This is a genomic window from Bradyrhizobium sp. LeoB3 (assembly GCF_055456055.1).
Map to the genome: position 1 here is coordinate 1 of NZ_JBVBEF010000102.1, position 26741 is coordinate 26741.

A 26741-nucleotide genomic window follows, 5' to 3' on the forward strand; every position below is an offset into this window, starting at 1 on the left:
TTCCCGATTCTGGAATCCCTCACACCCGCCCCGAGTCAATCCGCCGCACCGCACCACATCTGTGCATGCCCTAGTGCGAAAGCAGGGACCCATAACCACAGGCGTTCGTGGTGCGCTCCGCTATCACTGCTTGCTCGCGCAACAACAATCCCCTGTGGTTATAGGTCCCGGGTCAAGCCCGGGACGACGCGGGGAGAGGTTCGGGCCAAATCATCGAACAGCCCTTAGCCCGGGTTGCGCGTTCCGCTCCACCCGGGCTACGGGCGCCACATTTCCCGCCAGGCTCATTTCCGCGAACGCTGTGTTTCCGCAATTGCATGTTCCATGCACTTGCATTCTTTTCGGCGTGGCGGCTTAAGTCCCCCGTCGAACTCCTCGATCAAAGGGAAACCACATGGCCTACACCGTCGTCACCATCGCAGGCAGCCTGCGCAAGGAGAGCTTCTCGCTGAAGATCGCTCGCGCGCTTGCCAAGCTTGCGCCGTCCTCGCTGAAGCTCGACGTCATCACGCCAGCCGGCATTTCCTTCTTCAACCAGGACCTGGAGGCCAACCCTCCGGCCGACTGGCTGGCGTTCCGGGAGAAGCTGCAGCAGTCGAACGGCATCCTGTTCGTGACGCCGGAATACAATCGCTCGATCCCGGGCGTGCTGAAGAACGCCATTGATGTCGGCTCGCGCCCCTATGGCAAGAGCTCGTTCAACGGCAAGCCGGTCGGCATCATCAGCAATTCGCCAGGACCGCTCGGCGGCGTGTCGGCCGCCAAGCACCTGCAGAACATTCTTCCGGGGATTACGGGCCCGATCCTGCAGCAGCCGGAGATCTATCTGAATGCGATCGGCGACGCCTTCGACGCCAATGGCGAGGTCACCAAGGACGCGCTGCGGCAGGTGCTGCAGCAGTACATCGACGCGTTCGCGGCCCACGTTGAAAAGCACAACAAGTGATTTCGTTTTAGGGGTCCATTAACCGCGGCGTCCCAAGCTGCGGCATGGTCTCCCGCACGCGCCTCAAGTCGATCCTGACCGGGCTCGCCCTCTACACGATGGCGGCCCTGATGATCGGCTATTTCGGCGTCAATGCCTATACCGGCAAATACGGCCTGAACGCGCGGCAGGAGCTCGACCAGGAGATCATCGCGCTGACCTCCGAGTTGCAGCGGCTGAAGAAGGAGCGCGCTGAGGGTGAGAAGCGTGTCGCGTTGCTCCGGTCCGAGAGCCTTGATCCCGACATGCTGGACGAGCGCGCCCGCTTCCAGCTCGACTATGCCAGCCCGCGCGACCTGGTGCGGATCAGCAAATCGAATTAATTGTCGAGCCGTTCCAATTGCCGTAGAGTAGTAGAAGCGTTTCGAGCGCAGTGGCCCCAATCGGGGTAACAAAGAACGCATCAAACGCCGGCGAGCCCCGCGATGGCGGTCCAGCTCCTACCGTGGCTGACTTTGACGAAGGTCAAGCAAGCCATGGTCCGCAGGCCCTATATTATTGGGTTAAGGGAGGAGTATCAGCGGGATGAAGGAGCTCAAGCTCGCTCATCATGCGGCGCGTGTCGAGGCCGCGATCGAATCCGGCCAGGCCGCGCGATCCGCGCTGGTGGCGTCATGGCGACGGTCTTCCCGATTGCATCAGCTTGATCCCGCCGGCACACGGCCGCCGCAACGGCTGACCGAGGCTGAGTTCCAACAGGCGCGGGAGCGCATCGCGCCGCTATTGCGCGCGGCGCAAGCCAGCATGGATCGGCTGTACCAGGCGGTGGGCGCCGCCGGCTGTTGCGTGCTGCTCGCCAATCACGATGGTATTCCGCTGGAACGGCGCGGGCATGCGGCTGATGATTCCACCTTCGAGGAGTGGGGCTTGTGGACGGGGGCGATCTGGAACGAGGAGCATGAGGGTACCAATGGGATCGGCACCTGCCTGATCGAGCAGCGCGTTCTGACCATTGACCGCGAACAGCATTTCTTCACCCGCAACACGCTGCTGAGCTGCACCGCGGCCCCGATCTATGACGAGCATGCAAGGCTCGTCGGCGTGCTCGATGTGTCCTCGTGCCGCGCCGACCGCACTGATGCCTTTGCCAGCCTGATTGCGCTCGCGGCGGGCGAAGCGGCGCGGCGGATCGAGGCCGAGCTGTTCCGCAACGCCTTTGCGAATGCCCGGATCGTGCTGACGCCGCCGACCGAGGCCCATGGCGGCGGCTTGCTCGCGATCGACAGCGACGACCTCGTGATCGGCGCCACGCGTTCGGCGCGGCTCGCCTTGGGTATCCCGCCCGACCGCGCCCTCCGGCCGGTTCCGGCCGCCGACCTGCTCGATGGCCGGGCAGGGCGCTGCGAGCACCTCGGCGACGCGCAGCGCGCGGCCCTGCAGCGGGCGCTGGCGCGGGCACAGGGCAATGTCTCGGCGGCGGCGAAGGCGCTCGGCGTCAGCCGCGCAACCTTGCACCGTAAGCTGAAGCGCTTCGACCTCAAGGGGCATTAAGGCGGAACCGCGCGATTCGGCGCTGGCGGTGGACGCTGTGTGGAACACGGGATGATTGGCCGTGTGGCGCTCGACGGGCTGTGATCAGGTTGATAAGCCCCTCTCCGCAAGGAGAGTTTGAGTCGGGACATGACCGTTGCGATCGAGATGGGGCACACGACAGCCGGCGCCCCGGCTGTTCTGGATCTCGAGGAATTGCTGGCGACCCGCCTCTTGGTGCAGGGCAATTCAGGCTCCGGCAAATCCCATCTGCTGCGTCGGCTGCTCGAACAGAGTGCCGCCTGGGTGCAGCAGGCCATCATCGACCCCGAAGGCGACTTCGTGACGCTGGCCGATCGTTTCGGTCACCTCGTGATCGATGCCGAGGACCATACCGAGCGCGGCCTGCAGGTTGCCGGCGAGCGGGCGCGCATCCATCGCGTCTCCACGGTACTCAATCTGGAGGGACTGGACGCAGAGAACCAGATGCGCCGCGCCGCCGCCTTCCTCGGCGGACTGTTCGACGTCGAGCGCGACCACTGGTACCCGATGCTTGTGGTGGTGGATGAGGCGCAGCTCTTCGCGCCGGCGATCGCCGGGGAAGTGTCGGACGAAGCGCGCAAGCTCTCGCTCGGCGCCATGACCAACCTCATGTGCCGTGGCCGCAAACGTGGGCTTGCGGGGATCATCGCGACCCAGCGACTTGCCAAGCTCGCCAAGAACGTCGCGGCCGAGGCCTCCAATTTCCTCATGGGCCGGACTTTCCTTGATATCGACATGGCGCGTGCCGCCGATCTTCTCGGCATGGAGCGGCGGCAGGCGGAGGCCTTCCGGGACCTGGAGCGAGGACAATTCATGGCGCTGGGTCCGGCACTGTCCCGCCGTCCGCTGGGGCTGCGCATTGGCGCGACGGATACCCACGCGCGCAATGCGACGCCGCGCCTGCTGCCGCTGCCGGAAGCGACGCTGGAAGATGCGCGCGCCGTGATCCTGGCGGCACCGCCGCCCGAGGCTGGCCGGCCGCAGCGCCGGCCGGCGCCGGATCTTCTCGAGCAACTCAGGGCGGCGAAGTCCGCGGTCCCGGATATCAGCCCCGAGGCGATCGAGCTGCCAATCAGCGACGAGGAGCTGGCCGAGCGGCGCGAGCAGGTGGACCGGATCCTGAGCGCGGTCCTGGCAGAGCCCGATGCGGGCTTCCGCGCCATCGGCGTGCTCTATCAGGAGTTCGTGGTCCGCTGCCGGATCGAAGGCCTCGGTTCGGCCGTGCCGGATCTGAATGACTTCCGCCGCATGCTGACGCGCGCCCGTGCCGGGCTCGGCTCCGATCTGGTCGAGGATGACGCATGGCAGGATGTCTCGCTTCGCGCCTCCATTTTGCCGGAGGGCATGCAGGGCGTCTTCATGATGATCGCTCGCGCGGCGAAGGAGGGCTGGCCGTGCCCCAGCGATGCAGCGATCGCGCGCGCCTATGGCTCGCACTCGCTCCGCCGCGCCCAGCGCCTGCTGACCTATATCGAGGATCAGGGCCTGATCGTCTGCCAGCTTGACGGCGCAGGTCGAAGGATCGTGACACTGGTCGAACTGGCCTGGGCGACAGCCCCGGGCGACCCGAATGCCGAGGAGGTGCCGGCGGAGCAGGGTTGCAGTTAAGGGGCTGAAGCGGAAGCTCTTCAGGCCGCGCGCGTCATCGCATCACTCGGAGACATATGGTCGCCGCTCCGTTGCGACGCGCAACTTGAAATGCAGTAAAATTACTGCATGTTGATCTGGGTGGACGACGCCCAACTCGACAATGTCTTCAAGGCGCTCGGCGACCCCGTGCGTCGCCGCATCCTTGATCGCTTGGCGAAGCGTCCCGGGCAGCCTTGTTTGAGATCTGCGCTTCGTCGGTCGCAGAGGATGGCAGAAGCCTTTCGCGACAAACGATCTCGCAGCACCTCGACATGCTGGAGCGGGCTAGGCTGGTCCAGACGCATTGGAGCGGGCGCACCAAGATGCATAGCTTCGACACTGCGCCTCTGCGGAAAGCAGCCGATGCCTGGCTCAACAAGCATCTGAAAAAGGGAGTGGAACATGAGGATCTATGTCATGAGCGTCTTCGTTGACGATCAGGCCAAGGCCCTGGATTTCTACACGGAGAAGCTGGGCTTCATCGTCAAGCACGATATCCCGCTCGGCGGCGATCATCGCTGGTTGACCGTTGTGTCGAAGGAGGCGCCGGAAGGAACCGAACTCCTGCTTGAGCCGAGTGAGCACCCTGCCGTTAGGCCATACAAATCTGCGCTCGTGAACGATGGGATTCCTGCAGCTTCCTTCAAGGTGGATGATCTTCAGAAGGAGTTCGAGCGGTTGCGCCAGCTTGGTGTCGAATTCACGGTACAGCCGATGGATGCTGGCGCCGTCAGAATGGCTGTCTTCGATGATACATGTGGCAATCTCATTCAGCTCGTTGAAATGGTCGACGGAAGGTGAGGGCGGCAACGTCAACGGCGCGGCCTCACATATCGGCTACGGGTCGGAAGCGGCGAAGCCTAGCGCATGTCATACCCGATCTGTCGTCGGCGGCAGGTGTTCGAGCCGGTTTTGGTGACGTCGGGCTCCTTTGATGCGCGTGAAATGAAGGAACCTTCACTACAGCTCCAATGTTACACTCACCCGAGCGCGCGAGACGCATAGCATCAGCCGGTCCTGCCGCTTCGACGTCGGCAACACCTTGTCGCGATGCAGGACAATACCGTCGCGATAGCCACATTCGCAGGAGCCGCAGACGCCCATCTCGCAAGACGACGGCAGCGGGAAATCATGCTCGCGCAGCACATCGAGCAACGACTTGTCCGCAGGCACCAGAATCCGCTGCCCGGTGGACGCCACGGTGGCTTCGAACGGCTCGGGCTTGAAGTTCTCGTCTACCGTCATCTGGAAATGTTCGCAGTGAATCTGCTCCTCGGACCATTCCGACAGCGACGACTGCACGGCATCAAGCAGCCGTTGCGGCCCACAGATGTAGACGTGGGTGCCGGGACTGGGCGGACCGATCACCGCCGGATCGAACCGTTCGCCGTGTTTAGAGAACCAGCATTGCAGATCATCGCCGCAGACCTGCACCAGTTCAGCGAGCAGCGGCGCCTCGGACGGCGACCTCGCACAATAGTAGAGGGTAAATGCCTTGCCCCACTGCTTCAGGCTGCGCGCCATCGCGAGCAACGGCGTGATGCCGATCCCGCCCGCGATCAGGACATAGCGTTCGCCGTCCGGCGTTAGAGGAAGATTGTTGCGCGGCGCGGAGATGTGGACCTCGCAGCCCTCTCTCAGTGTCTGGTGCGCCCACACCGAGCCGCCACGGCCGTTCGCCTCCCGTTTGATGGCGATCTCGTAGCGCGCGGTGTCGGCCGGATCGCCACACAAGGAGTATTGCCGCACGCGCCCGTCGGGCAGGCGCATATCCACATGGGCACCCGCGCTCCATTCAGGCAGAGCGGGCCGCAGGGGATGAACGAGCTTCAGGTGAACAACGTCCGGTGTCGAGAAGCTCAGCTTCTCGACACGCAGCTTCATGATCAAACGTGCTGTCATGGGCTTAACAACTCGATCTCGTCGCCTGGGCGGATGATGCCGCCTCGCTCGATGCCACAGTTCAGTCCGGAGCGATTGTAGAGCGGGAGGAAGAGCGGCAGACCCAAAAGCTCTTCCAGGTACTTGCACGGAAAGTTCAGCCGCCCGCCGCGCAGGATCACGTCGCCGACGCGAAAGCGCCGCCCGACGAGATGGTTCAGCGGCACGCCCTTCACTGTCAGATTGCGGCGGTGGTCGCGCGGCTCCAGCGCGATCGGCCCCTGTTGCAACGGAGGATCGTTGCGGGAGAGCGCATCCAGCGCTTCCTGCTCGATCAGCGTGACCTCGCGCACATCGGGCTTCGGCGAATAGGTGCCGAGACCGTTATAGTAGCGGTCGCCGACGATTCCCCGCCCGGCCACGCATTCCGCTTCGGCAAGCTCTTCCATCTCGTAGCTGGCGCTTGGCGCGACGTGGATGTGCAGCAGGACGCCGCGCCATTGCGTGGCGCCGCCGTCTTTGGTGATGGCGACCGAACCTGCGGGATGCGCGAACGCCTCGATCATTTTTGGCGGCGGCCGCTCTGGCGAATGCATGTTCATGGCTCATACTTTCGTGCGTAGCGCAATGGCCTCGACTTCCACCAACGCATCCTTCGGCAGCCGCGCGACCTCGATGGTCGAGCGCGCCGGCGGCGCATTGCTGAAGAACTCGGCGTAGATCCCGTTCATCACGACGAAGTCGCCCATGTTCTTCAGGAACACTGTGGTCTTGACGACGCTCTCGAAGGATGCGCCGCCTGCTTCCAGCACCGCGGACAAATTGGCCAGCGACTGGCGCGTCTGCCGTTCGATACCTTCCGGAATCGTCCCGCTTGCAGGATCGATCGGGAGCTGCCCGGACGCAAACACGAACTGCTCGGTGCGCACGGCCTGCGAGTACGGACCCGCAGCGGGCGCGGCCTTGTCGGTGCTGACGAGAAATTTGGTGGTCATGTGGTCTCCGCTTTCTTTTTCTGACGTTCGAGTCGGGGTCTATCCCGCGAGAAATTCCTCGCGGTTCATGTTGGCGTTGCGCGCGCGCTGATATTCGATGATGCGCGCGGTTTCGCTGGCGACGGCTTCACCCAGCATGCGCTGGATGATGTGCAGTGTGGTGTCGATGCAGAGCGACACGCCTCCGCCCGTCACCACCGCACCGCTGTCGATAATGGGAGCTTCCTGCACGTCGATCTGCGGATACGCGCCGCGCATCCGCAGGAGCGGTGACACTTCCGGCGGCACGACCGCGCGTTTCGTGGTGGCGGCGATGCCGTCGAGCACGCCGCTGGCCGCGAGGATCATGCCGCCCGTACACACGGAGGCCACCCGCGTCGAGGCATGGACGCGCCTGACATAGTCGAGCGTTGCCTCCGACGCGGCCTGCTGCTCCCACCCCGGACCGCCGGTCACGATGACGGCATCGCACACCGGCGCATCGTCGATGCCGAACTGGGCGATGACATCGAGACCGTTGGACAGTCTGATGATCCCCGCCTTCGGCGCAATGGTGCAGATGCGGATGTGAGGGGCGATTCGGCGTGCCATGGACAGCACGCCGAAAGTTGCGAGATCAATCGGCTCGACGCCGTCGTAGATGAAGATGCCAAACAGCATGGAGTTTTTCCGCTTCAGCCGATAGTTTCATCCTTGGTTTCCCGCGCGGCAAAGGCCGCCCACAGCGTCAGGATCGCGATGCCGATCATCATCACCGAGACGCCCGTGGTGCCGCCGAAGTAACCGACCAGCGCCGTAGCAATGATCGGCGAGAATCCGCCGCCGATTGCGGCTGCCGCCTGAAATCCGAACGAGGCGCCACTGTAGCGAACCTTCGGCCCGAACAGTTCGGGGAAGTAGGTGGATTCCAGCCCGAACATCATGCCGTGCCCGAAGTTCATGGCGATGATGATGGCTAGCGTCACCATGGCGAGGCTCTTGGTTTCCAGCATCCAGAACAGGGGAAACGCGAAAGCGATGGTGAACACTGCGCCGAGCATGAAGAACACGCGGCGACCGATCTTGTCCGACAGCCAGCCGAACAGAGGCAGCGTGATCAGCTCGAACAATGCGGCATACATCACCGCATCGAGCATCATCTGCTTGGGCAGCGCCAGTGTCGTTGTGGCGTACACGACCACGAACACCGTGAGCATATAGACCCAGGACACTTCGGACAGCTTCAGGCCGACGGCGATGAGGAATGTCTTGAAGTTTTTGCCGAGAGCCTCGCCGAACGGGTTCTTCGAGAACGAGTCGGTGGCCTTCATCTTCTCGAAGACCGGCGTCTCCGGAACCCGCGAGCGGATGAACGTACCTAGCGCGAGCAGCAGGACGCTGGCCAGGAACGGAATGCGCCAGCCCCACGCCTGGAAGTCCGCCTCGGGAAGCTTCGTCGCTAGCGCAAACACCAGCGTCGCCAGCACCAGGCCGATGGGAAAACCGATCTGCACGAAGCTGCCGTAGAAGCCGCGCTTGTCGGCGGGCGAATGCTCGATGACCATCAGCGAGGCGCCGCCCCACTCGCCGCCAAGGCCGATGCCTTGAATGATGCGCAGCAGGATCAGGAGGATGGGGGCGAGCACACCGATGGAGGCGTAGTTCGGCAGTAATCCGATGCAGAACGTGCTGAGGCCCATGATGAACATCGTGAGCACGAGCATCGACTTGCGTCCCATCCGGTCGCCGAAGTGCCCGAACAGCGCGCCGCCTAGCGGGCGGGCCACAAAGCCGACGGCGTAAGTGCCGAGCGCGGCAAGCGTTCCCGTCAGCGGATCAATGGTCGGAAAGAACGCCTTATTGAACACGAGCGCCGCAGCGGTCGCATAGATCAGGAAGTCATACCACTCAATGATGGTGCCGACGCTGCTCGCAATCACGATCGATCGCATCTTGGAGCCAGCCGTTCGGGTGTCAGATATGGTCGCAGCAATGCTCATTTCCAACTCCTCAAAAAACCCCGGGAACACATTTCCCGTTTATGAGAGGTTTTTCCAAAGTAGTGGATGCAAGCGGTGTGCCGGAATTCTTCCGCCGAAAACGCTGAGCTTTTTCGCAAGCTCGAATGCTTTGATGAATTTGGAAGCTGCTGGCGCTCAAAAAAGCCCGCAAATTCGGCACTGCATGCGATTGCGGCAAGGCGCCTGCGACCGCGCGCCGACGCCCATCAATTGACCGAAGTGACTGAAAAAACGGCTCCGGCCGCGGCACCGGTCACAGTAGGTCACGTCGCGGATAGAAGATTAGTTTCCACTTCAGTGGATCACGATCGTACCTTCGCGGTGTCGATCACGAGGAAATACTCGCACGGCGTCTTGCCGAGATTGAGGAATGAATGGTCGGCATCCGCCTGGAAATAAAGGGAATCCCCCTGATTGAGATTGACGCGCTGATCGCCGATCGAGACCCGCATCCGTCCGCGCAGCACGAAGATGTACTCCTCCACGCCCCGGCGATGGGCCACGAAGTTTCCGGTGTCCGCTTCCGGCGGTAGCGTGTTGAGCACCCAGTCGATCCCGCGCCCGGGAAGCACGGGAGAAATACACCGCCGCAGGAAGCCGGATTCCTCGTCCCTCAGGATCGGCTGGCGGGCGGCCGGGATATGAACGATCTCGCGTTCGACCGCGGGCGCCATCAGTTGCGAGAACGTGACGCCCAGCGCTTCCGCCAGCTTGGACAGGATCACGGTGGAGGGAACCGTCTCGCAGCGCTCGATCTTGGAGATCATGGAGCGGCTGACACCGGATGCCTCGGCGAGCTGTTCGAGCGAGAAGTTGTTCTTCTTCCGGAAATGACGAATCTCTTCGGCGAGAACCGAAAGCTGAGAACTGTCACTGGGATCTAAAGTGCTCAAACCGGTAATCCTTTTGATGAGCACTACTCTTACGGATTCAGAGTGGTAAGGGCAATCTGGAGGTTGGATGGGGGCAGTCGCTGTCCTTGTAGTTTATCTGCGCTTCGAGAGAAGTTTCTGGAAGCTCACGCAGCCCTGTCGTCCTCCAGAATGAAACGCGGCGGTCCCTCCGCTGCGAGTGTCGCAAATCTGCGACAGGTCGGTGCCGTGTTCTGATGTCACCCCGCTGACATGCTTGCTTCCGCCCGACATGTTTTTCCTGCCGTCGCGCGGCATGAGCCGGCGATGGTCAGCAATCAAACAACAGCGGGAGTGAAGCATGAACAAGCCTGAATTCCTCACGACATCGACGAACCCGTTCGCGGAGCGGTACGACAATTTCATCGGCGGCAAATGGGTCGCGCCGCGCGCGGGCAAGTATTTCGACAACGCCTCGCCGGTGACCGGCAAGGTGGTCTGCAAGATCGCGCGCTCGGATGCGCAGGACATCGAGCTCGCGCTCGATGCCGCACATGCCGCCAAGGACGCCTGGGGACGCTCCAGCGTCGCGGAGCGGGCCAACATCCTCAACCGGATCGCCGACCGCATGGAGGAGAACCTGGAGCGGCTCGCGATCGCCGAGACCTGGGACAACGGCAAGCCGATCCGCGAGACCCGCGCTGCCGACGTGCCGCTCGCGATCGATCATTTCCGCTACTTCGCCGGCGTCGTGCGCGGGCAGGAGGGGAGCCTCGCCGAGATCGACCACGACACGGTGGCCTATCACTTTCACGAGCCGCTTGGCGTGGTCGGCCAGATCATCCCGTGGAACTTCCCGCTTCTGATGGCGTGCTGGAAGCTGGCGCCTGCGCTGGCCGCCGGCAATTGCGTGGTGTTGAAGCCCGCCGAGCAGACCCCGGCCTCAATCATGGTGTGGATCGAGCTCATTGCCGACCTGCTGCCTGCCGGCGTGCTCAACATCGTCAACGGCTTCGGGTTAGAGGCTGGCAAGCCGCTGGCGTCGAGCCCGCGGATCGCCAAGATCGCCTTCACGGGCGAAACCACGACAGGCCGGCTGATCATGCAGTATGCCAGCCAGAACCTGATCCCGGTCACGCTCGAGCTCGGCGGCAAGTCACCGAACATCTTCTTCAAGGACGTGGCGGCGGAAGATGACGATTTCCTCGACAAGGCGATCGAGGGCTTTGTGATGTTCGCGCTGAACCAGGGCGAGGTCTGCACCTGCCCGAGCCGCGCGTTGGTGCAGGAAGATATCTATGAGCGCTTCATGGAGAAGGCGCTGAAGCGCGTTGCGGCGATCGAGCAGGGCGACCCGCGCAATCCCGCCACCATGATCGGCGCCCAGGCCTCGAACGAGCAGCTCGAGAAGATTCTTTCCTACATCGATATCGGCAACAAGGAAGGGGCCAAGCTCCTGACCGGCGGTGCGCGGGCCATGCTTGGCGGCGATCTCGAAGGCGGCTTCTATGTCCAGCCCACCGTGTTCGAGGGCAACAACCGGATGCGGATCTTCCAGGAGGAGATTTTTGGACCGGTCGTGTCGGTCACCACGTTCAAGACCGATGAGGAGGCGCTCGCCATCGCCAACGACACGCTCTACGGCCTCGGCGCCGGCGTCTGGAGCCGCGATGCCAATCGCTGCTACCGCTTCGGGCGGGCGATCCAGGCCGGCCGCGTCTGGACCAACTGCTACCACGCCTATCCGGCGCACGCGGCGTTCGGCGGCTACAAGCAGTCGGGCATCGGCCGCGAGACCCACAAGATGATGCTCGACCACTACCAGCAGACGAAGAATCTCCTGGTCAGCTACAGCCCCAAGAAGCTCGGCTTCTTCTAATTCCGCGGCGTGATGACGGCGCGAGGTCCGCCCGCGCCGTCATCACGCAATGAAATTCCGAACAAACGCAATCGCTAGCAATATTTTGATTCACGCTGCACTGCGGCATAGCAATTGCTGTGCGACATCACGCAATCCTTCCACGGCCGTTTGAGTTGGGATAGAGAGGGCCAAATCATCCCTCTCATCCGGAAATGCCATGGCCGCACCCAAGAAAAGCGTCACGAAGGACTCAGGGCAGGAGAAGGGGGACGGCTCCCCGCCGGAATTCACCAAGGAGCAGGAACTCAAGGCGCTGCGCGACATGCTGCTGATTCGGCGCTTCGAGGAGAAGGCCGGCCAGCTCTACGGCATGGGCGCGATCGGCGGCTTCTGCCATCTCTATATCGGCCAGGAGGCCGTCGTCGTCGGCATGCAGATGACCCTGAAGAAGGGTGACCAGGTCATAACGGGCTACCGGGACCACGGGCACATGCTGGCCTGCGGCATGGATGCCAAGGGCGTGATGGCCGAGCTGACCGGACGCCGCGGCGGCTATTCCAAGGGCAAGGGCGGCTCCATGCACATGTTCAGCGTGGCCGAGCATTTCTACGGCGGCCACGGCATCGTCGGCGCGCAGGTCTCGCTCGGCACCGGGCTCGCCTTCGCCAACCGTTACCGGGAAAACGATTTCGTGAGTCTGGCCTATTTCGGCGACGGCGCCGCCAACCAGGGCCAGGTCTATGAAAGCTTCAACATGGCCGAGCTGTGGAAGCTGCCGGTAGTCTACATCATCGAGAACAATCGCTATGCCATGGGCACCTCGGTGACGCGCTCCTCGGCGCAGACCGATTTCTCCAAGCGCGGCATCTCCTTCAACATCCCGGGCCGGCAGGTCGACGGCATGGACGTGCGCGCGGTGAAGGCGGCAGGCGAGGAGGCGGTCGCCTGGTGCCGCGCCGGCAAGGGCCCCTATATCCTGGAAATGCAGACCTACCGCTATCGCGGCCACTCGATGTCCGATCCGGCCAAGTACCGGACCCGCGAGGAGGTGGAGAAGGTCCGCCATGACCAAGACCCGATCGAGCAGGTCCGCAACCGTCTGCTCGCCGCCGATGTCAGCGAGCAGGACTTGAAGTCGATCGATGCCGAGGTGCGCGATATCGTCAATGCCGCTGCCGACTTCGCCCAGCACGATCCCGAGCCCGATCCGTCCGAGCTCTACACCGACGTCTACCGCTAAGCGCAGACTGAAAACGAAAGAGTTATCCGGGAGCCGATATGCCCATTCAAGTTCTCATGCCTGCGCTGTCGCCCACGATGGAGAAGGGCAACCTCGCCAAATGGCTGAAAAAGGAAGGCGAGCCGATCAAGTCGGGTGACGTCATCGCCGAGATCGAGACCGACAAAGCCACCATGGAGGTCGAGGCCACCGATGAGGGCACGCTCGGCAAGATCCTGATCCCGGAGGGCACCGCCGACGTCGCCGTCAACACGCCGATCGCGACCATCCTGGCCGACGGCGAAAGTGCCGTCGATCTCGCCAAGGCCGCCAGCCCTGCCAAGCAGGAGAAGGCCGCCGAGTCGGCGCCCCCGGCGCAGGCCAAGGCCGAAGCGCCTGCGCCCAAGGCAGAAGAGAAAGTGCCGGCCGCACCGAAGGCGGTCAGCGAGCCCGAGGCGGAGGTGCCCGCCGGCACCGAGATGATCACCCAGACCATCCGCGAAGCGCTACGCGACGCGATGGCGGAGGAGATGCGGCGCGATCCTGATGTCTTTCTGATGGGCGAAGAGGTCGCCGAATATCAGGGCGCCTACAAGGTGAGCCAAGGACTGCTCCAGGAGTTCGGCGCGAGGCGCGTGATCGATACGCCGATCACCGAGCATGGCTTTGCCGGCATCGGCGTCGGCGCGGCGATGGCGGGCCTGAAGCCGATCGTCGAGTTCATGACCTTCAACTTTGCCATGCAGGCGATGGACCAGCTCATCAACTCCGCCGCCAAGACGCTCTATATGTCCGGCGGCCAGATGGGCTGCTCGATCGTGTTCCGCGGGCCAAACGGCGCCGCCGCCCGGGTCGCCGCGCAGCACAGCCAGGACTATTCGTCCTGGTACTCGCACATCCCGGGCCTGAAGGTGGTCGCGCCGTTCTCCGCCGCCGACTACAAGGGCCTGCTCAAGGCCGCTATCCGCGATCCCAATCCGGTGATCTTCCTCGAGAACGAGGTGCTGTACGGCCATTCCGGCGAGGTGCCGAAGCTCGACGACTATATCGTGCCGATCGGCAAGGCGCGGGTCGCGCGGAAGGGCCAGCACGTCACCATCATCTCCTGGTCCAACGGCATGACCTATTCGCTGAAGGCGGCCGACGAACTCGCCAAGGAAGACATCGAGGCCGAGGTGGTCGACCTGCGCACGCTGCGGCCGATGGACACCGAGACCATCGTCGCATCGATCCAGAAGACCGGCCGCGCGGTGACGGTCGAGGAGGGGTGGCAGCAGAGCGGCGTCGGCGCCGAGGTTGCCGCCCGCATCATGGAGCATGCTTTCGATTATCTGGATGCGCCGGTCACGCGCGTATCCGGCAAGGACGTGCCGATGCCCTACGCAGCCAATCTGGAGAAGATGGCCTTGCCTTCGGTCGCCGAGGTGGTGGAAGCCGCCAAGGCCGTTTGTTACCGGTGACGCATGACGGGCCCGCAGGAACAGCCGCTACCGCCTGACGTGATGGGTCGCGACGACGCGATCGAGGTGCTGCGCGCCTTTGTCGTCGACGGCGGGCTTTCGATCGCCTTCCAGCGCGCCTTCGAGGAGCCGGATATGTGGGGCCTGATGCTGGTCGACATCGCCCGTCATGCCGCACGCGCCTATGCGCGCGAGAGCGAGTACACCGAGGAAGAGGCGCTCGCTCGCATCATCGACATGTTCCAGGCTGAGGTCGCGCGGCCGACCGATCCGGGCAGCACCACGCCGCGATCGAAACAGGGGCATTGATCGTGACCGTCGAGCAATACCACTACGACTTCATGGCGGAGGCGATCCGCGAGGCGGAGATCGGCATCTCCGAGGGCGGTTTGCCGATCGGCGCGGTGCTGACGCGCGACAACAAGATCGTCGCGCGCGGCCATAACCGGCGGATGCAGGAGAAGAACGTCATCCTGCACGGCGAGATGTCGTGCCTGCGCGACGCCGGCCTGATCTCGTTCCATGATACGGTCATGTACACGACGCTGTCGCCATGCTCGATGTGCGCCGGTGCGATCGGATTGTTCAAGCTGAAGCTGCTGGTCATCGGGGAGTCCGTGACGTTCCCGGGCAGCAAGGACATCCTGACGCAATTCGGTATCCCCTTCATCGATCTCGCCGACACGAGGTCGATCGACATGATGAAGAACTGGCGCTCGGATCCCGCCAACGAGCGCACCTGGCAGGGCGATATCGGCAATTGAGGCGTCCTCTGCCCATACCGAACCGCCCAAACGATTCCGGCTGGTTTCCTCACGCGACGGAAGCCGCCATGCAAAAGTTAGCTTTGTGAGGTCACCATGCCCATCAACATCCTGATGCCCGCGCTGTCGCCAACCATGGAGAAGGGCAATCTGGCCAAATGGCTCAAGAAGGAGGGCGACAAGGTCAAGTCCGGCGACGTGATCGCGGAGATCGAGACCGACAAGGCGACGATGGAAGTCGAGGCGGTCGACGAGGGGACCATCGCCAAGATCCTGGTGCCTGAAGGCACGCAGGACGTTCCGGTCAATGACGTGATCGCGGTGCTCGCCGGCGACGGCGAGGACGTGAAGGCGGCCGCGAGCGGCGCCGGAGCTGCGCCGCCGAAAGCCGCTGAGGCGCCTGCCGCAAAGCCCGCTCCGGCACCGGCGCCAGCGCCGGCTCCCGCCCAACCAGCGCCGGCACCGAAAGCTGCTGCGCCTGCGGCAGCACCGGCACCAGCGCCGCAAGCGGCAGCACCGGCGCCCCGGGGCAACGGTCACGCCCGCATCTTCTCGTCACCGCTGGCACGACGCCTTGCCAAGGAAGCCGGCATCGAGCTCGGGCGTATCAACGGCAGCGGCCCGCACGGCCGCATCGTCGCGCGCGACGTCGAGGAGGCGAGGTCCGGCAAGGGCCTGAAGGCGCCGCCGGCCGCGCCCAGCACGACGCCGTCCATCGCGCCGTCGATGTCGGACCAGCAGATCCTCGCGCTGTTCGAACCGGGTTCGTATGAGATCGTGCCGCATGACGGCATGCGCCGCACCATCGCGCAGCGCCTCACCGCGTCGATCCAGCAGATCCCGCATTTCTATCTGACGATCGACTGCGACATCGGCAAGCTGCTCACCGCCCGCGAGGAGATCAACGCCGCTGCGCCGAAGGACGCCGACAAGAAGCCGCTCTACAAGCTCTCGGTCAATGACTTCGTGATCAAGGCGATGGCGGTCGCGCTGCAGAAGATACCGAACTGCAATGTGAGCTGGACCGAAGGCGGCATGGTCAAGCACAAGCATTCCGACGTCGGCGTTGCGGTAGCGATGCCGGGCGGCCTGATCACGCCGATCATCCGGAAAGCGGAGACCAAGACGCTGTCGGTCATCTCCGGCGAGATGAAGGATTTCGCCGCCCGAGCCCGCTCGCGGAAATTGAAGCCGGAGGAATATCAGGGCGGCACCACGGCAGTCTCCAACCTCGGCATGTACGGCATCAACCACTTCACCGCCGTGATCAACCCGCCGCATGCGACGATCCTGGCCGTCGGCGCCAGCGAGGAGCGCCCCGTGGTGCGGAACGGCAAGATCGAGATCGCCAGCATCATGAGCGTGACGCTCTCCTGCGACCATCGCGCGATCGACGGCGCTCTCGGCGCCGAGCTGATCGGTGCCTTCAAGCAGCTCATCGAAAACCCCGTCATGATGATGGTGTGATGCGTGACCTCCAACGCATTGCTCTATGGTCCCTATGTTCTCGCAATAGCGCTGGCGATTGCTGCGCTGATCGTCCGCGCCCGTGATCTGGCATCGACCACCCAGTTCCGGATCATGCTGGGCGGCGCCGGGCTGCTTGCGCTTGGATGGACCGGATTCCTGGTTGCTCTGGCTAGATCGGATTTGTGATGGCTGACACTTCCTTCGACGTTATCATCATCGGCGCTGGCCCCGGCGGCTACGTCACCGCGATTCGCGCCGCGCAGCTCGGCTTCAAGACCGCTGTGGTGGAGAAGGCCTATCTCGGCGGCATCTGCAACAATTGGGGCTGCATCCCGACCAAGGCGCTGCTGCGCTCGGCGGAAGTCTATCATCTGATGCAGCACGCCAAGGATTACGGCCTCTCGGCGGAGAACATCTCGTTCGATCCGAAGGCGGTGGTGCAGCGCTCGCGCAATGTGGTGAAGCGGCTGAACGATGGCGTCGGCTTCCTGTTCCGCAAGAACAAGGTCACGACGATCTGGGGCGAAGCGACGATCGATGCGCCAGGCAAGCTGACGGTCAAGAAGTCTTCCGTCGAGGCGCCGAAGGGCGCGCTCGGCGAGGGCACCTACCAGGCAAAACACATCATCATCGCGACCGGCGCGCGGCCGCGCGTACTGCCGGGACTCGAGCCCGACAAGAAGCTGGTCTGGACCTATTTCGAAGCGATGGTCCCCGACAAGATGCCGAAATCACTGCTTGTGATCGGCTCCGGCGCGATCGGCATCGAGTTCGCCTCGTTCTATCGCACGCTCGGCGCAGAGGTCACGGTCGTCGAAGTGCTGCCGCAGATCCTGCCGGTCGAAGATACCGAAATCGCGAAATTCGCGCACAAGGCGTTCGAGAAGCAGGGCATCAAGATCTTCACCAACACAAAGGTGACAAAGCTCGACAAGAAGAGCGACAGCGTGGTCGCGACCATCGACGACGGCAAGGGCAAGCCGCAGACCATGGAGTTCGACCGCGTGATCTCCGCCGTCGGCGTGGTCGGCAATGTCGAAGGCATCGGGCTGGAGAAGCTCGGCGTGAAGGCCGAGCGCGGCATCATCGCGATCGATGGCTTCTGCCGGACCAACGTCCCCGGCATCTATGCGATCGGCGACGTCGCTGGTCCCCCGATGCTCGCGCACAAGGCCGAGCATGAAGGCATCATCTGCGTCGAGGCGATCAAGGGCCTGCATCCGCACCCGATGGACAAGAACATGATCCCGGGCTGCACCTATTGCTATCCGCAGGTCGCATCCGTCGGCATGACCGAGGCCAAGGCCAAGGAAGCCGGCCGCGACATCCGCGTCGGCCGCTTCCCGTTCGTCGGCAACGGCAAGGCGATCGCGCTCGGCGAGGACCAGGGCATGGTCAAGGTGATCTTCGACAAGAAGACCGGCCAGCTCCTCGGCGCGCACATGGTCGGCGCAGAGGTCACCGAGCTGATCCAGGGCTATGTGATCGCGATGAACCTCGAGACGACAGAAGAAGAGCTGATGCACACCATCTTCCCGCATCCGACACTGTCGGAGATGATGAAGGAAGCGGTGCTGGACGCCTACGGGCGCGTCCTCAACATGTAACGAGAGGGACGGCGAACCGTGAAAGACAACGACAATCTCACCATCGAACGCCCGACCTTCGTCACCCATCTCGAATGCGCGATGGAGGGGGATCACTATCCCGCCGACCAGGTGCACAACCTCTCCAAGGCCGGCAAGCCGCTCTTGGTGCGCTATGACCTCGAGGGCGTGAAGAAGGCGCTGAGCAAGGATGCGCTGAAGCAGCGTCCCGCCGACATGTGGCGCTATCGCGAATTGTTGCCGGTGCGCCAATGCAAAGACATCGTCAGCCTCGGCGAGGTGACGACGCCGTTGATCCGGCTGCCGAAACTCGGCGCCAGGCTCGGCGGCGGCGAGATCATCGTCAAGGACGAGGGGCGGCTGCCGACCGGCTCGTTCAAGGCGCGCGGCCTCGTCATGGCGGTGTCGATGGGCAAGGCGCTCGGCATCAAGCACATGGCGATGCCAACCAACGGCAATGCCGGTGCCGCGCTCGCCGCTTACGCCACCGCCTGCGGCATCAAGACCACGATCTTCTGCCCGGCTGACACGCCGGAGGTGAATGTCAGCGAGATCGAGCTGCAGGGCGCCACCGTCTACCGCGTCAACGGCCTGATCGATGATTGCGGCAAGATCGTCGGCGAGGGCAAGGCCAAGGTCGGCTGGTTCGATACCTCGACCTTGAAGGAGCCGTACCGGATCGAGGGCAAGAAGACGATGGGGCTCGAACTCGCCGAACAACTCGGCTGGGACGTGCCCGACGTGATCTTCTATCCGACTGGCGGCGGCACCGGCCTGATCGGCATGTGGAAGGCCTTTGCCGAACTGGAGGCGATCGGCTTCATCGGCAGCAAGCGCCCGCGCATGGTCGCGGTGCAGGCTTCCGGCTGCGCCCCGATGGTGCGCGCTTTTGAAGCAGGCACCGAGCATGCGACGCGCTGGGAAGACGCGCACACCATCGCTTCCGGCATCCGCGTGCCGCAGGCGATCGGAGATTTTCTGATCCTGCGTGCGGTCCGCGAGAGCAAAGGTTTCGCCATCGCGGTCGATGACGAGAAGATTTCTGCTGCGCTGAGCGAAGTCGCGCGGGAGGAGGGGCTGTTGCTGTGCCCCGAGGGCGCGGCCACTTATGCCGCCTACAAGCAAAGCCTCGCCGACGGACGCGTCACCAAAAGCGATCGCGTGATGCTGTTCAATTGCGCCACGGGCCTTAAATATCCGCTGCCGCCGGTCACGCGCACGCTCGATCGTTTCAAGCCGATCGACTTCGCGCAATTCTAAGCCGGACATTTTCGAATGGAGTAGGCGATGCGAAAGGTAGTCTTGGCGTTCCTTGCGGTGTTGACATGGTGCGGCGCCGCCGTCGCCCAGAACTATCCTTCGCATCCGATCACTATCATCGTGCCGTTCTCCGCCGGCGGGCCGTCGGATGCGATGGCGCGTATCCTCGCCGAGCGGATGAAGGCCTCGCTAGGAGAGACGCTCCTGATCGAGAACGTCACGGGAGCGGGCGGCTCGATCGGCGTCGGCCGCGCAGTACGCTCGCCGGCGGACGGCTACACGATCTCGTTCGGCCATCTCGGCACGCATGTCGCCAACGGCGCCGTCTACAAGCTCGGCTATGACCTCGTCGCCGATCTCGATCCGGTGGTGCTGCTGCCGAGCAACCCGATGATCATCGTCAGCAAGAATGCGATCCCCGCCAAATCGCTGAGCGAATTGTTGGCCTGGCTGAAGTCGCGTCCATCGCCGCCGACCGCCGGCACTGCGGGCGCCGGCTCCGGCAGCCACATCGCCGGGCTCTATTTCGAGACCGTCTCCGGCATCAAATTGCAATATGTGCCGTATCGCGGCACCGCGCCGGCGTTGAACGATCTCGTTGCGGGGCAGATCGACATCATGATCGATCAGACCTCCAACTCGATCAACCAGGTCCGCGCCGGCACCATCCGCGCCTATGCCGTCACCGACGACAGGCGCGTCGACTCTGCGGCCGAGGTCCCAACCACCGATGAAGCCGGTCTGCCCGGCTTCCACATGACGCTGTGGTCCGGCCTTTGGGTGCCCAAGGGCACGCCGAAGGAGATTGTCGCCAAGCTGAATGCTGCCGCGGTGGAGGCGCTGAACGATCCCGTGGTCGTAAAACAGCTCGAAAACCTCGGCCTGCGCATGCCGCCGAAGAATCAGCTCACGCCCGAAGCCCTCGGCGCCTGGCAGAAGGCCGAGATCGCAAAATGGTGGCCGATGATCAAGGACGCCGACGTCAAGGTGGATTGAGATTGTAGTCGGTAGCCCGGGTGAAGCGAAGCGCAACCCGGGACAGCTCTATCCACGTGTACGAGCGGCCCCGGGTTACGCTGACGCTCCACCCGGGCTACGAAGCTCGCGGCCTGCCGCATGTGAGATCCTCATCCTGAGGAGCCTGCGAAGCAGGCGTCTCGAAGGATGACCGCAGGCGAGATCGGGGCCTCATGGTTCGAGACGCGCGGAGCCTGTCATCGGGCCGCGCCTTGCGCGGACCCGTTGGCGCTCCTCACCATGAGGGGCTGGTACAGTGCGAGCCCCGCAAGGGAATCACTGCGCCGCGCCTGCCGGCGCGGTCGCCGCGGCGTTTGTTTCCTGCGTAACCACGCGCTGATCGGCCTTCGTTGCCACCGCCGTGCCGCTGCCAAAGCGCGCGCGGTAGACCAGCAAGTTCTCCATCACGCGCTGCACATAGTTGCGCGTCTCGGAGATCGGGATGCGCTCGACCCAATCGACCGGATCCACGTTCGGATCGCGCGGGTCGCCATAGGCTTTCACCCAGTCGCGCACGCGGCCGCGGCCGGCGTTGTAGCCGGCGAAGGTCATGATGTGACAACCCTTGTAATCCGCGAGCAGGGCGCTGAGTTCGGCCGCGCCCATCTGGGTGTTGTAGACGGGATCGGAAACCATCCGGTCCCAATCATAGGTCACGCCGAAGCGCTTGGCGGTGTCACGGCCGGCTTCGGGCGTCACCTGCATCAGGCCGACGGCATTGGCCGGCGACTTGTCGCGCTGGTCGAACGCGCTCTCGGTGCGCGCCACCGAATAGATTACGCTGCGCTCGACCTCGGGCGCGACCTGAGTGTGGTTGGGGATCCCGATGGTTGGGAAGGCATAGCGCTCGAGCGCAAGGCCGCGCCCGAGCGCCGATTTGCCGAGTTGCAGCATGGCGGCCGCGTCGTTGCGACGGGCCGTAAGCTCGCCGAGCGCGTTAAGCGTGGCGACGTCGGTGCTCTGCTCGCCGAGATCGGTGGCGAAATACAGCGCCACGTCGCGTTCGCCAATCTGGTAGAGCATATCGGCGGCGCGTACGCGCTCGTCTGCGGCCGCCATATCGTCGGAGGCAGGGGCCGGCGAGGGCGTCCGCAGCTCGATTGCGTCAAGGCCCAGCCTGGCGCGCGCGAGCTGTCCGTAATAGGCGGTCGGGTAGCGCGCGGCGGCCTCAAAGCTGGCGCGCATCGCGTCCTTTTCTCCAAGCGCTTCGGCGGCGCGTCCGCGCCAGTAGTTGGCGCGCGCCAGCACAATCGGATTGGCCGCGCCTTCGTCGATGCGCGCGAAGTGCGTCGCCGCCGTCACGGGATCGTCGAGATAGCGCAAGGCGATCCAGCCGCACGTGGAGTGGAAATCAGCGCGGTAATATTCGTTGGCCGGCAGCGCGGCGGCGGCGACAACCTGGTATGCGGCCTGGAACTTGCCCTGATCGAGCAGCTTGCGGGCCAGCGAGCGCCGCTCGCGCCACCATTGATCGGTGTCCTGCAGCGCCATGGCCTCGGGCGCGGCCGATAGCACCAGGTCCGCCGCGTCATCAACGCGGTTCTCGCCGAGCAGCCACTGCAGGCGGCAAAGCGTGTAGCCGAGATCCTTGCGGGCCTCGGTTGCGACATCATTGAGCTGGTCGAGCGCCTTGCTCGATTTCGCGGCCACCGCGCCGCACGCCTTCACGATCGCAAGCTCGTCGCTGCCGAGCCGTTGTGCCGCACGCTTGGCGCCGGCAAGATCCTTGGCGCCGATCCGCTTGTCCATGCGCGCGCGGTGATCCTCGCGGGTGAGGAGATCACCGAACACCTCGTACGCGTCGCCTTCCAGCCGATCCGACAATTCCTCCGAGCGCCAGGCGTCGCTCACCAGACGCGCAGCACCATCGCGGTCGCCTTCGGTCAGGAGCACACGCGCCAGCGCGAATTTGCCCTTGGAACTGGTGGGCCGATCGCGGGTGAAGCGATGAACTGTGGCCGCATCGCTGCGCTCCTGCCACAGCCGCCCCTCGGCCTTGCGGCGCAATAGCGCCATGCTCGGCCAATCCGGATTGGCGGCCATGAACGCCGCATACCGGCTGAAATTCGCCGTCGTCTCCGTGTGGCGCAGGATGTACCATTCGACCAGCTTCTGGCCCGCCGGGTCGGTGATCTTGTCTCTGGTGGCGGTCGCCTCTTCCGTCTTCGCCTTGCGCGCCAGATCGATCCCGTCTTTCACCAGCGCGAGATCGCCCGACAGTGCCGGCGTCGGCGCAGTAGCTTCCTTCGAAGATGCATCCTTCGATTGCTTCGACTTGCGGCGCGCATCGGCGTGCTTGCCACGTCCGCGTTTTCCGCCTGCGGCGTCACGCTGGTTGCGCGCCTTCGACGCCTTCGCGTCGCTCGTCTTCTTGATGTGCGCTTGCTTGTGGCTCGAGCGCGCCGTCGCATCCGTCGAGAACAGCGCGAGCACAGCCACCGTGAGGAGACAAGACAGCGAACGTAAGCACTGGTTCATTCCATGGTCCCCCTGCGAACCATTAGACAAACCAAGTCGCAAACCGTGCGGCTTGAGTGACCTAAGGTTATCACAGCGTCGATTCACAACTGTCGCGCTCAGGCCACAGAGCGCAAAAAACGCTGAAGGGAATGGAACTCTAACCGCGGTTGAATTGCGGATTGATCGAGATGGAACTTCGCATCTGCCAATGGTCGCGTTTGTCGTATGATGTTTCCCACCGAACAGACGCGAACGGCGCGAACTCAGCCGATAATCTTGGCCAAAGAGAGGTGAAGCGAGGTGTAACCTCGGGCAGATCGCCACGCGAGGGCGGGACCTCGCATTCTCACTTCCGCGTCATGCCCGCGAAGGCGGGCATCCAGTAATCCGCGGCATCCGGACGCAAGCACACTGTCTTCCGTCGAATACTGGATCGTCCGCCGGAGCCTGTGATCGGGCGGCCGTTCGGCCGGCCCGGTGGCGGACGATGACCGCAGGCTTCAGCATGGACCGCAACTACAGGTGCCCGCGATGCGCCAAGCGGGCGGGCGGCTGGATAGCGTCACGTCAACCTCTGGTGGCTATGAACAGCCGCTTTCCGAAGCGAGAATCGCAGCGTGAGTCGAACCGAGCGAAACCCGGCCTTCGCGATGACGGTCTTCCGTGTTGGGTTTTCGCGCGCCCTAAAAACGCCTGCTAGGCGCCCGGAACCCGTCCAAATGGTTGCTAAGGGGCAACGTTTGTTGCGATGAGGCAACAGTTCTCTAAGATTTAACCGTTTAATTGGCCGGGTCTTGCACCCGCCGCTTTTTAGCCACACCCCTGCATGAAATGATGCTTTGTAAGGCTAAAGCCACGGCACTCGCGAAGCGATGGGATGATCACCATTTCCCGGGTCAAGGCAGAGATGGCTAGGGAAACTGGGTTCGCGATGGACGCCAAGACCAAGCTCAAGAACAGACTGCCAAGCCGCCACGTGACGGAGGGTCCCGAGCGCGCCCCGCATCGTTCGTATCTCTATGCCATGGGGCTCACCACCGAGCAGATCCACCAGCCGTTCGTCGGCGTGGCCACCTGCTGGAACGAAGCCGCGCCGTGCAACATCTCGCTGATGCGCCAGGCCCAGGCGGTGAAGAAGGGCGTGGCCTCCGCCGGCGGCACCCCGCGCGAATTCTGCACCATCACCGTCACCGACGGCATCGCCATGGGCCATGACGGCATGCGCTCGTCGCTGCCATCTAGGGAATGCATCGCCGACTCGGTTGAGCTGACCGTGCGCGGTCACTCCTACGACGCCTTGGTTGGCCTCGCCGGCTGCGACAAGTCGCTGCCGGGCATGATGATGGCGATGGTCCGCCTCAACGTGCCCTCGATCTTCATCTATGGCGGCTCGATTCTTCCAGGCAATTTCCGCGGCCAGCAGGTCACCGTCCAGGACATGTTCGAAGCCGTCGGCAAGCACTCGGTCGGCGCCATGTCGGATGCCGATCTCGACGAGATCGAGCGTGTGGCCTGTCCGTCGGCCGGTGCCTGCGGTGCCCAGTTTACGGCCAACACCATGGCGACCGTGTCGGAAGCGATCGGGCTCGCACTCCCGTATTCTGCCGGGGCGCCGGCGCCTTACGAGATCCGCGACGCGTTCTGCGCCGCCGCCGGCGAGAAGATCATGGACCTGGTCGCCAAGAACATCCGGCCGCGCGACATCATCACCCGTAAATCCCTGGAGAACGCCGCGGCCGTGGTCGCCGCCTCCGGTGGTTCGACCAATGCCGGCCTGCATCTGCCGGCGATCGCCAATGAATGCGGCATCAAGTTCGATCTGTTCGACGTGGCGGAAATCTTCAAAAAGACTCCGTACGTCGCGGATTTGAAGCCGGGCGGCCGTTATGTTGCCAAAGACATGTTTGAAGCTGGCGGCATTCCGCTGCTGATGAAGACGCTGCTCGATAACGGATACCTGCACGGCGATTGCCTGACCGTGACGGGCCGAACGATCGCCGAAAACCTCAAAAGCGTGAAATGGAATCCGCATCAGGACGTGGTTCGTCCGGCGGACAAGCCGATCACCGTCACCGGCGGTGTCGTCGGCTTGAAGGGTAATCTTGCGCCGGAAGGAGCGATCGTGAAGGTCGCGGGCATGTCGAACTTGAAGTTTACCGGGCCTGCCCGTTGCTTCGACCGCGAGGAGGACGCCTTCGAGGCGGTCCAGAAGCGGACCTATAAGGAAGGCGAGGTCATCGTCATCCGCTATGAGGGACCGAAGGGCGGTCCCGGCATGCGGGAAATGCTGGCAACGACGGCAGCGCTGACCGGGCAGGGCATGGGCGGCAAGATCGCGCTGATCACCGACGGCCGGTTCTCGGGCGCCACGAGAGGCTTCTGCATCGGTCATGTCGGACCGGAAGCCGCCATCGGCGGACCGATCGCGCTGTTACAGGACGGCGACATCATCGAGATCGACGCGGTGGCCGGGACTCTTAACGTAAAGTTGAGCACCGCCGAACTCGCCGAACGCAAGACCAAATGGGCCCCTCGCGCGACTAACCACACATCTGGTGCGCTGTGGAAGTATGCCCAGCAGGTCGGGCCTGCGGTGGATGGCGCGGTCACCCATCCAGGTGGCGCGCACGAGAAACAGTGTTATGCGGACATTTGAGCGTACGATTATTGCGTTGATTTTAGGGGCCATTCCGGTGGCGGGCCCTGGATTCGCGTTCGACGGCGCCCCGGTCAATCCATCGGACGCCACGCTGCCGATGGTTTCCCCTCAGCCCAGCGCTGGGGGCGGATTGAAGCGGATCGCGGTTCCGCCGCCGACGGCGAATGCCGCCAATTCCACGAGTTCCTTCTCGTCGCTGCAATTTGCCGCAGAGGGCGGCCATCCCGTCGCCCAGTGGAAGCTCGGGCGGATGTACGCCGAGGGCGACGGTGTCGCCCAAGATGACCTGCGCGCCTTCGAATATTTCAGCCGCATCGCCAATGCGCATGCCGAAGATAGTCCCTCGGCGCCGCAGGCGACGATCGTGGCCCAGGCCTTCGTGGCGCTGGGGCGCTATTACCTCAACGGCATCCCGAACTCGAAGATCAAGGCGGATACCGACCGGGCGCGGGAGATGTTCTCCTATGCCGCGTCCTATTTCGGCAATGCCGACGCCCAGTATGACCTCGCCCGGCTCTATCTGAAGACGCCCGACGCCTCGCGGGAAGATTTCCGCTATGGCGCGCGCTGGCTCGGGCTTGCCGCCCAGAAGGGCCAGCACCAGGCCCAGGCGCTGCTCGGACAGATGCTGTTCAACGGCGACCGGCTGCCGCCGCAGCGGGCGCGCGGCCTGATGTGGCTGACGCTCGCCCGCGACAGCGCCGCTCCCGATGAGATGTGGATCAAGGAAAGCTATAACCGCGCGTTCGCCAAGGCCTCCGACGACGACCGCGCGATGGCGCTGCAGATGCTCGAGCACTGGGTGCAGGGCCGCCGCGACTAGGCCGAGAGACCGAGCCCCTGAGATGTATCCGTGCTCCTTCCCCCTGAAAGGGGGAAGGTTGGGATGGGGGTCTGCCGCGGGCGCAGGCATTCGTGGAGAGAGTGGATCCCCACCCGGTTAGAGCGTTTCACGTTTTGATGGAAGCATATCCTGCGTTGGCGAAGTAGTTGCTGCATTCGGTAGGCTGGATCGAGGTGACGAGGTCGCCGAGGTGTCGCCAAATGTCTTCGAGGGTGCGCTTCTGCGCGATGCGCATCCAGTGCTTGATCTTGGCGAAAGTCTGTTCGA

24 protein-coding genes and 1 pseudogene are annotated in these 26741 nt (G+C 63.7%); 17 read left to right on the forward strand and 8 right to left on the reverse strand.

All coding sequences use genetic code 11. The features are described from left to right. The first annotated feature begins 394 nt into the window (after window positions 1–394). The 5 genes from ACZXDY_RS37550 to ACZXDY_RS37570 all read left to right on the forward strand — a co-directional run bounded on the left by ACZXDY_RS37550 (window position 395) and on the right by ACZXDY_RS37570 (window position 4927). On the forward strand, window positions 395–946 hold the full coding sequence (locus tag ACZXDY_RS37550; protein ID WP_208822762.1) for an NADPH-dependent FMN reductase: 552 nt from the start codon (window positions 395–397) through the stop codon (window positions 944–946). A gap of 44 nt (window positions 947–990) precedes the next feature. Continuing rightward, the gene (locus ACZXDY_RS37555) at window positions 991–1308 is read left to right on the forward strand and encodes an FtsB family cell division protein (RefSeq protein WP_028167535.1); all 318 of its coding nucleotides are present in this window, start codon (window positions 991–993) and stop codon (window positions 1306–1308) included. 202 nt (window positions 1309–1510) lie between these two features. Beyond that, window positions 1511–2476: a GAF domain-containing protein gene (locus ACZXDY_RS37560; protein WP_028167536.1), complete on the forward strand. Its 966-nt coding sequence runs from the start codon at window positions 1511–1513 to the stop codon at window positions 2474–2476. 129 nt (window positions 2477–2605) lie between these two features. Next, window positions 2606–4105 carry a helicase HerA domain-containing protein gene (locus ACZXDY_RS37565; protein ID WP_464349016.1) on the forward strand — a complete coding sequence of 500 codons (1500 nt, stop codon included), beginning with the start codon at window positions 2606–2608 and terminating at the stop codon, window positions 4103–4105. A 423-nt stretch (window positions 4106–4528) separates the two neighbouring features. Continuing rightward, a complete protein-coding gene (locus ACZXDY_RS37570; protein WP_028167538.1) occupies window positions 4529–4927 on the forward strand; it encodes a VOC family protein in 399 nt (132 codons plus the stop codon). Between the two features lie 159 nt (window positions 4928–5086). Here ACZXDY_RS37570 and ACZXDY_RS37575 read toward each other — a convergent pair whose 3' ends face one another. The 6 genes from ACZXDY_RS37575 to ACZXDY_RS37600 form a co-directional block, all read right to left on the reverse strand. After that, on the reverse strand, window positions 5087–6028 hold the full coding sequence (locus tag ACZXDY_RS37575) for a PDR/VanB family oxidoreductase (RefSeq protein ID WP_464349017.1): 942 nt from the start codon (window positions 6026–6028) through the stop codon (window positions 5087–5089). Beyond that, the gene (locus tag ACZXDY_RS37580; protein WP_464349018.1) at window positions 6025–6573 is read right to left on the reverse strand and encodes an MOSC domain-containing protein; all 549 of its coding nucleotides are present in this window, start codon (window positions 6571–6573) and stop codon (window positions 6025–6027) included. Before ACZXDY_RS37580 ends, ACZXDY_RS37575 begins: the two co-directional genes overlap by 4 nt. A gap of 39 nt (window positions 6574–6612) precedes the next feature. Continuing rightward, window positions 6613–7002: a RidA family protein gene (locus ACZXDY_RS37585; protein ID WP_464349019.1), complete on the reverse strand. Its 390-nt coding sequence runs from the start codon at window positions 7000–7002 to the stop codon at window positions 6613–6615. 39 nt (window positions 7003–7041) lie between these two features. After that, window positions 7042–7662, reverse strand: a complete 621-nt coding sequence (locus tag ACZXDY_RS37590) for a DJ-1/PfpI family protein (RefSeq protein WP_464349020.1) — start codon at window positions 7660–7662, stop codon at window positions 7042–7044. 14 nt (window positions 7663–7676) lie between these two features. Continuing rightward, entirely contained in the window at window positions 7677–8981 is a 1305-nt protein-coding gene (locus tag ACZXDY_RS37595) for an MFS transporter (protein WP_464349021.1), read from the reverse strand. A 323-nt stretch (window positions 8982–9304) separates the two neighbouring features. Continuing rightward, on the reverse strand, window positions 9305–9895 hold the full coding sequence (locus ACZXDY_RS37600; protein ID WP_063623418.1) for a helix-turn-helix domain-containing protein: 591 nt from the start codon (window positions 9893–9895) through the stop codon (window positions 9305–9307). 319 nt (window positions 9896–10214) lie between these two features. Here ACZXDY_RS37600 and adh point away from each other — a divergent pair, with 319 nt between their 5' ends. The 10 genes from adh (at window position 10215) to ACZXDY_RS37650 (ending at window position 20490) form a co-directional block, all read left to right on the forward strand. Then, window positions 10215–11732, forward strand: a complete 1518-nt coding sequence (adh, locus tag ACZXDY_RS37605) for an aldehyde dehydrogenase (RefSeq protein WP_130229882.1) — start codon at window positions 10215–10217, stop codon at window positions 11730–11732. Between the two features lie 199 nt (window positions 11733–11931). Continuing rightward, window positions 11932–12954: a pyruvate dehydrogenase (acetyl-transferring) E1 component subunit alpha gene (gene pdhA / locus ACZXDY_RS37610; RefSeq protein ID WP_028167546.1), complete on the forward strand. Its 1023-nt coding sequence runs from the start codon at window positions 11932–11934 to the stop codon at window positions 12952–12954. Window positions 12955–12992: 38 nt separating this feature from the next. Then, entirely contained in the window at window positions 12993–14393 is a 1401-nt protein-coding gene (locus ACZXDY_RS37615) for a pyruvate dehydrogenase complex E1 component subunit beta (RefSeq protein ID WP_464349022.1), read from the forward strand. Window positions 14394–14396: 3 nt separating this feature from the next. Continuing rightward, entirely contained in the window at window positions 14397–14702 is a 306-nt protein-coding gene (locus ACZXDY_RS37620) for a DUF5076 domain-containing protein (protein WP_028167548.1), read from the forward strand. Between the two features lie 2 nt (window positions 14703–14704). Then, the gene (locus tag ACZXDY_RS37625) at window positions 14705–15157 is read left to right on the forward strand and encodes a nucleoside deaminase (RefSeq protein ID WP_028167549.1); all 453 of its coding nucleotides are present in this window, start codon (window positions 14705–14707) and stop codon (window positions 15155–15157) included. 96 nt (window positions 15158–15253) lie between these two features. Further along, window positions 15254–16624: a pyruvate dehydrogenase complex dihydrolipoamide acetyltransferase gene (locus tag ACZXDY_RS37630; protein WP_464349023.1), complete on the forward strand. Its 1371-nt coding sequence runs from the start codon at window positions 15254–15256 to the stop codon at window positions 16622–16624. Between the two features lie 3 nt (window positions 16625–16627). Beyond that, window positions 16628–16813, forward strand: a complete 186-nt coding sequence (locus tag ACZXDY_RS37635; RefSeq protein WP_028167551.1) for a hypothetical protein — start codon at window positions 16628–16630, stop codon at window positions 16811–16813. Then, entirely contained in the window at window positions 16813–18234 is a 1422-nt protein-coding gene (gene lpdA / locus ACZXDY_RS37640) for a dihydrolipoyl dehydrogenase (RefSeq protein WP_464349024.1), read from the forward strand. Before ACZXDY_RS37635 ends, lpdA begins: the two co-directional genes overlap by 1 nt. A gap of 18 nt (window positions 18235–18252) precedes the next feature. Beyond that, entirely contained in the window at window positions 18253–19494 is a 1242-nt protein-coding gene (locus tag ACZXDY_RS37645) for a threonine synthase (RefSeq protein WP_028167553.1), read from the forward strand. Window positions 19495–19521: 27 nt separating this feature from the next. Continuing rightward, window positions 19522–20490 carry a tripartite tricarboxylate transporter substrate binding protein BugD gene (locus ACZXDY_RS37650; RefSeq protein ID WP_464349025.1) on the forward strand — a complete coding sequence of 323 codons (969 nt, stop codon included), beginning with the start codon at window positions 19522–19524 and terminating at the stop codon, window positions 20488–20490. 297 nt (window positions 20491–20787) lie between these two features. Here ACZXDY_RS37650 and ACZXDY_RS37655 read toward each other — a convergent pair whose 3' ends face one another. Further along, the gene (locus tag ACZXDY_RS37655) at window positions 20788–22989 is read right to left on the reverse strand and encodes a lytic transglycosylase domain-containing protein (RefSeq protein WP_464349026.1); all 2202 of its coding nucleotides are present in this window, start codon (window positions 22987–22989) and stop codon (window positions 20788–20790) included. 913 nt (window positions 22990–23902) lie between these two features. On the opposite strand from ACZXDY_RS37655, the gene ilvD reads away from it, so the two are divergent. Then, window positions 23903–25627 (forward strand): dihydroxy-acid dehydratase, encoded by a 1725-nt coding sequence (gene ilvD / locus ACZXDY_RS37660; protein ID WP_464349027.1) that lies wholly within the window; start codon window positions 23903–23905, stop codon window positions 25625–25627. Beyond that, window positions 25614–26453, forward strand: a complete 840-nt coding sequence (locus tag ACZXDY_RS37665; RefSeq protein WP_028165610.1) for a tetratricopeptide repeat protein — start codon at window positions 25614–25616, stop codon at window positions 26451–26453. The genes ilvD and ACZXDY_RS37665 overlap by 14 nt, the downstream gene beginning before the upstream one ends. Window positions 26454–26580: 127 nt before the next feature. Here the strand turns inward: ACZXDY_RS37665 and ACZXDY_RS37670 are convergent. After that, a pseudogene (locus tag ACZXDY_RS37670) lies at window positions 26581–26741 on the reverse strand (IS630 family transposase); the annotation flags it as partial.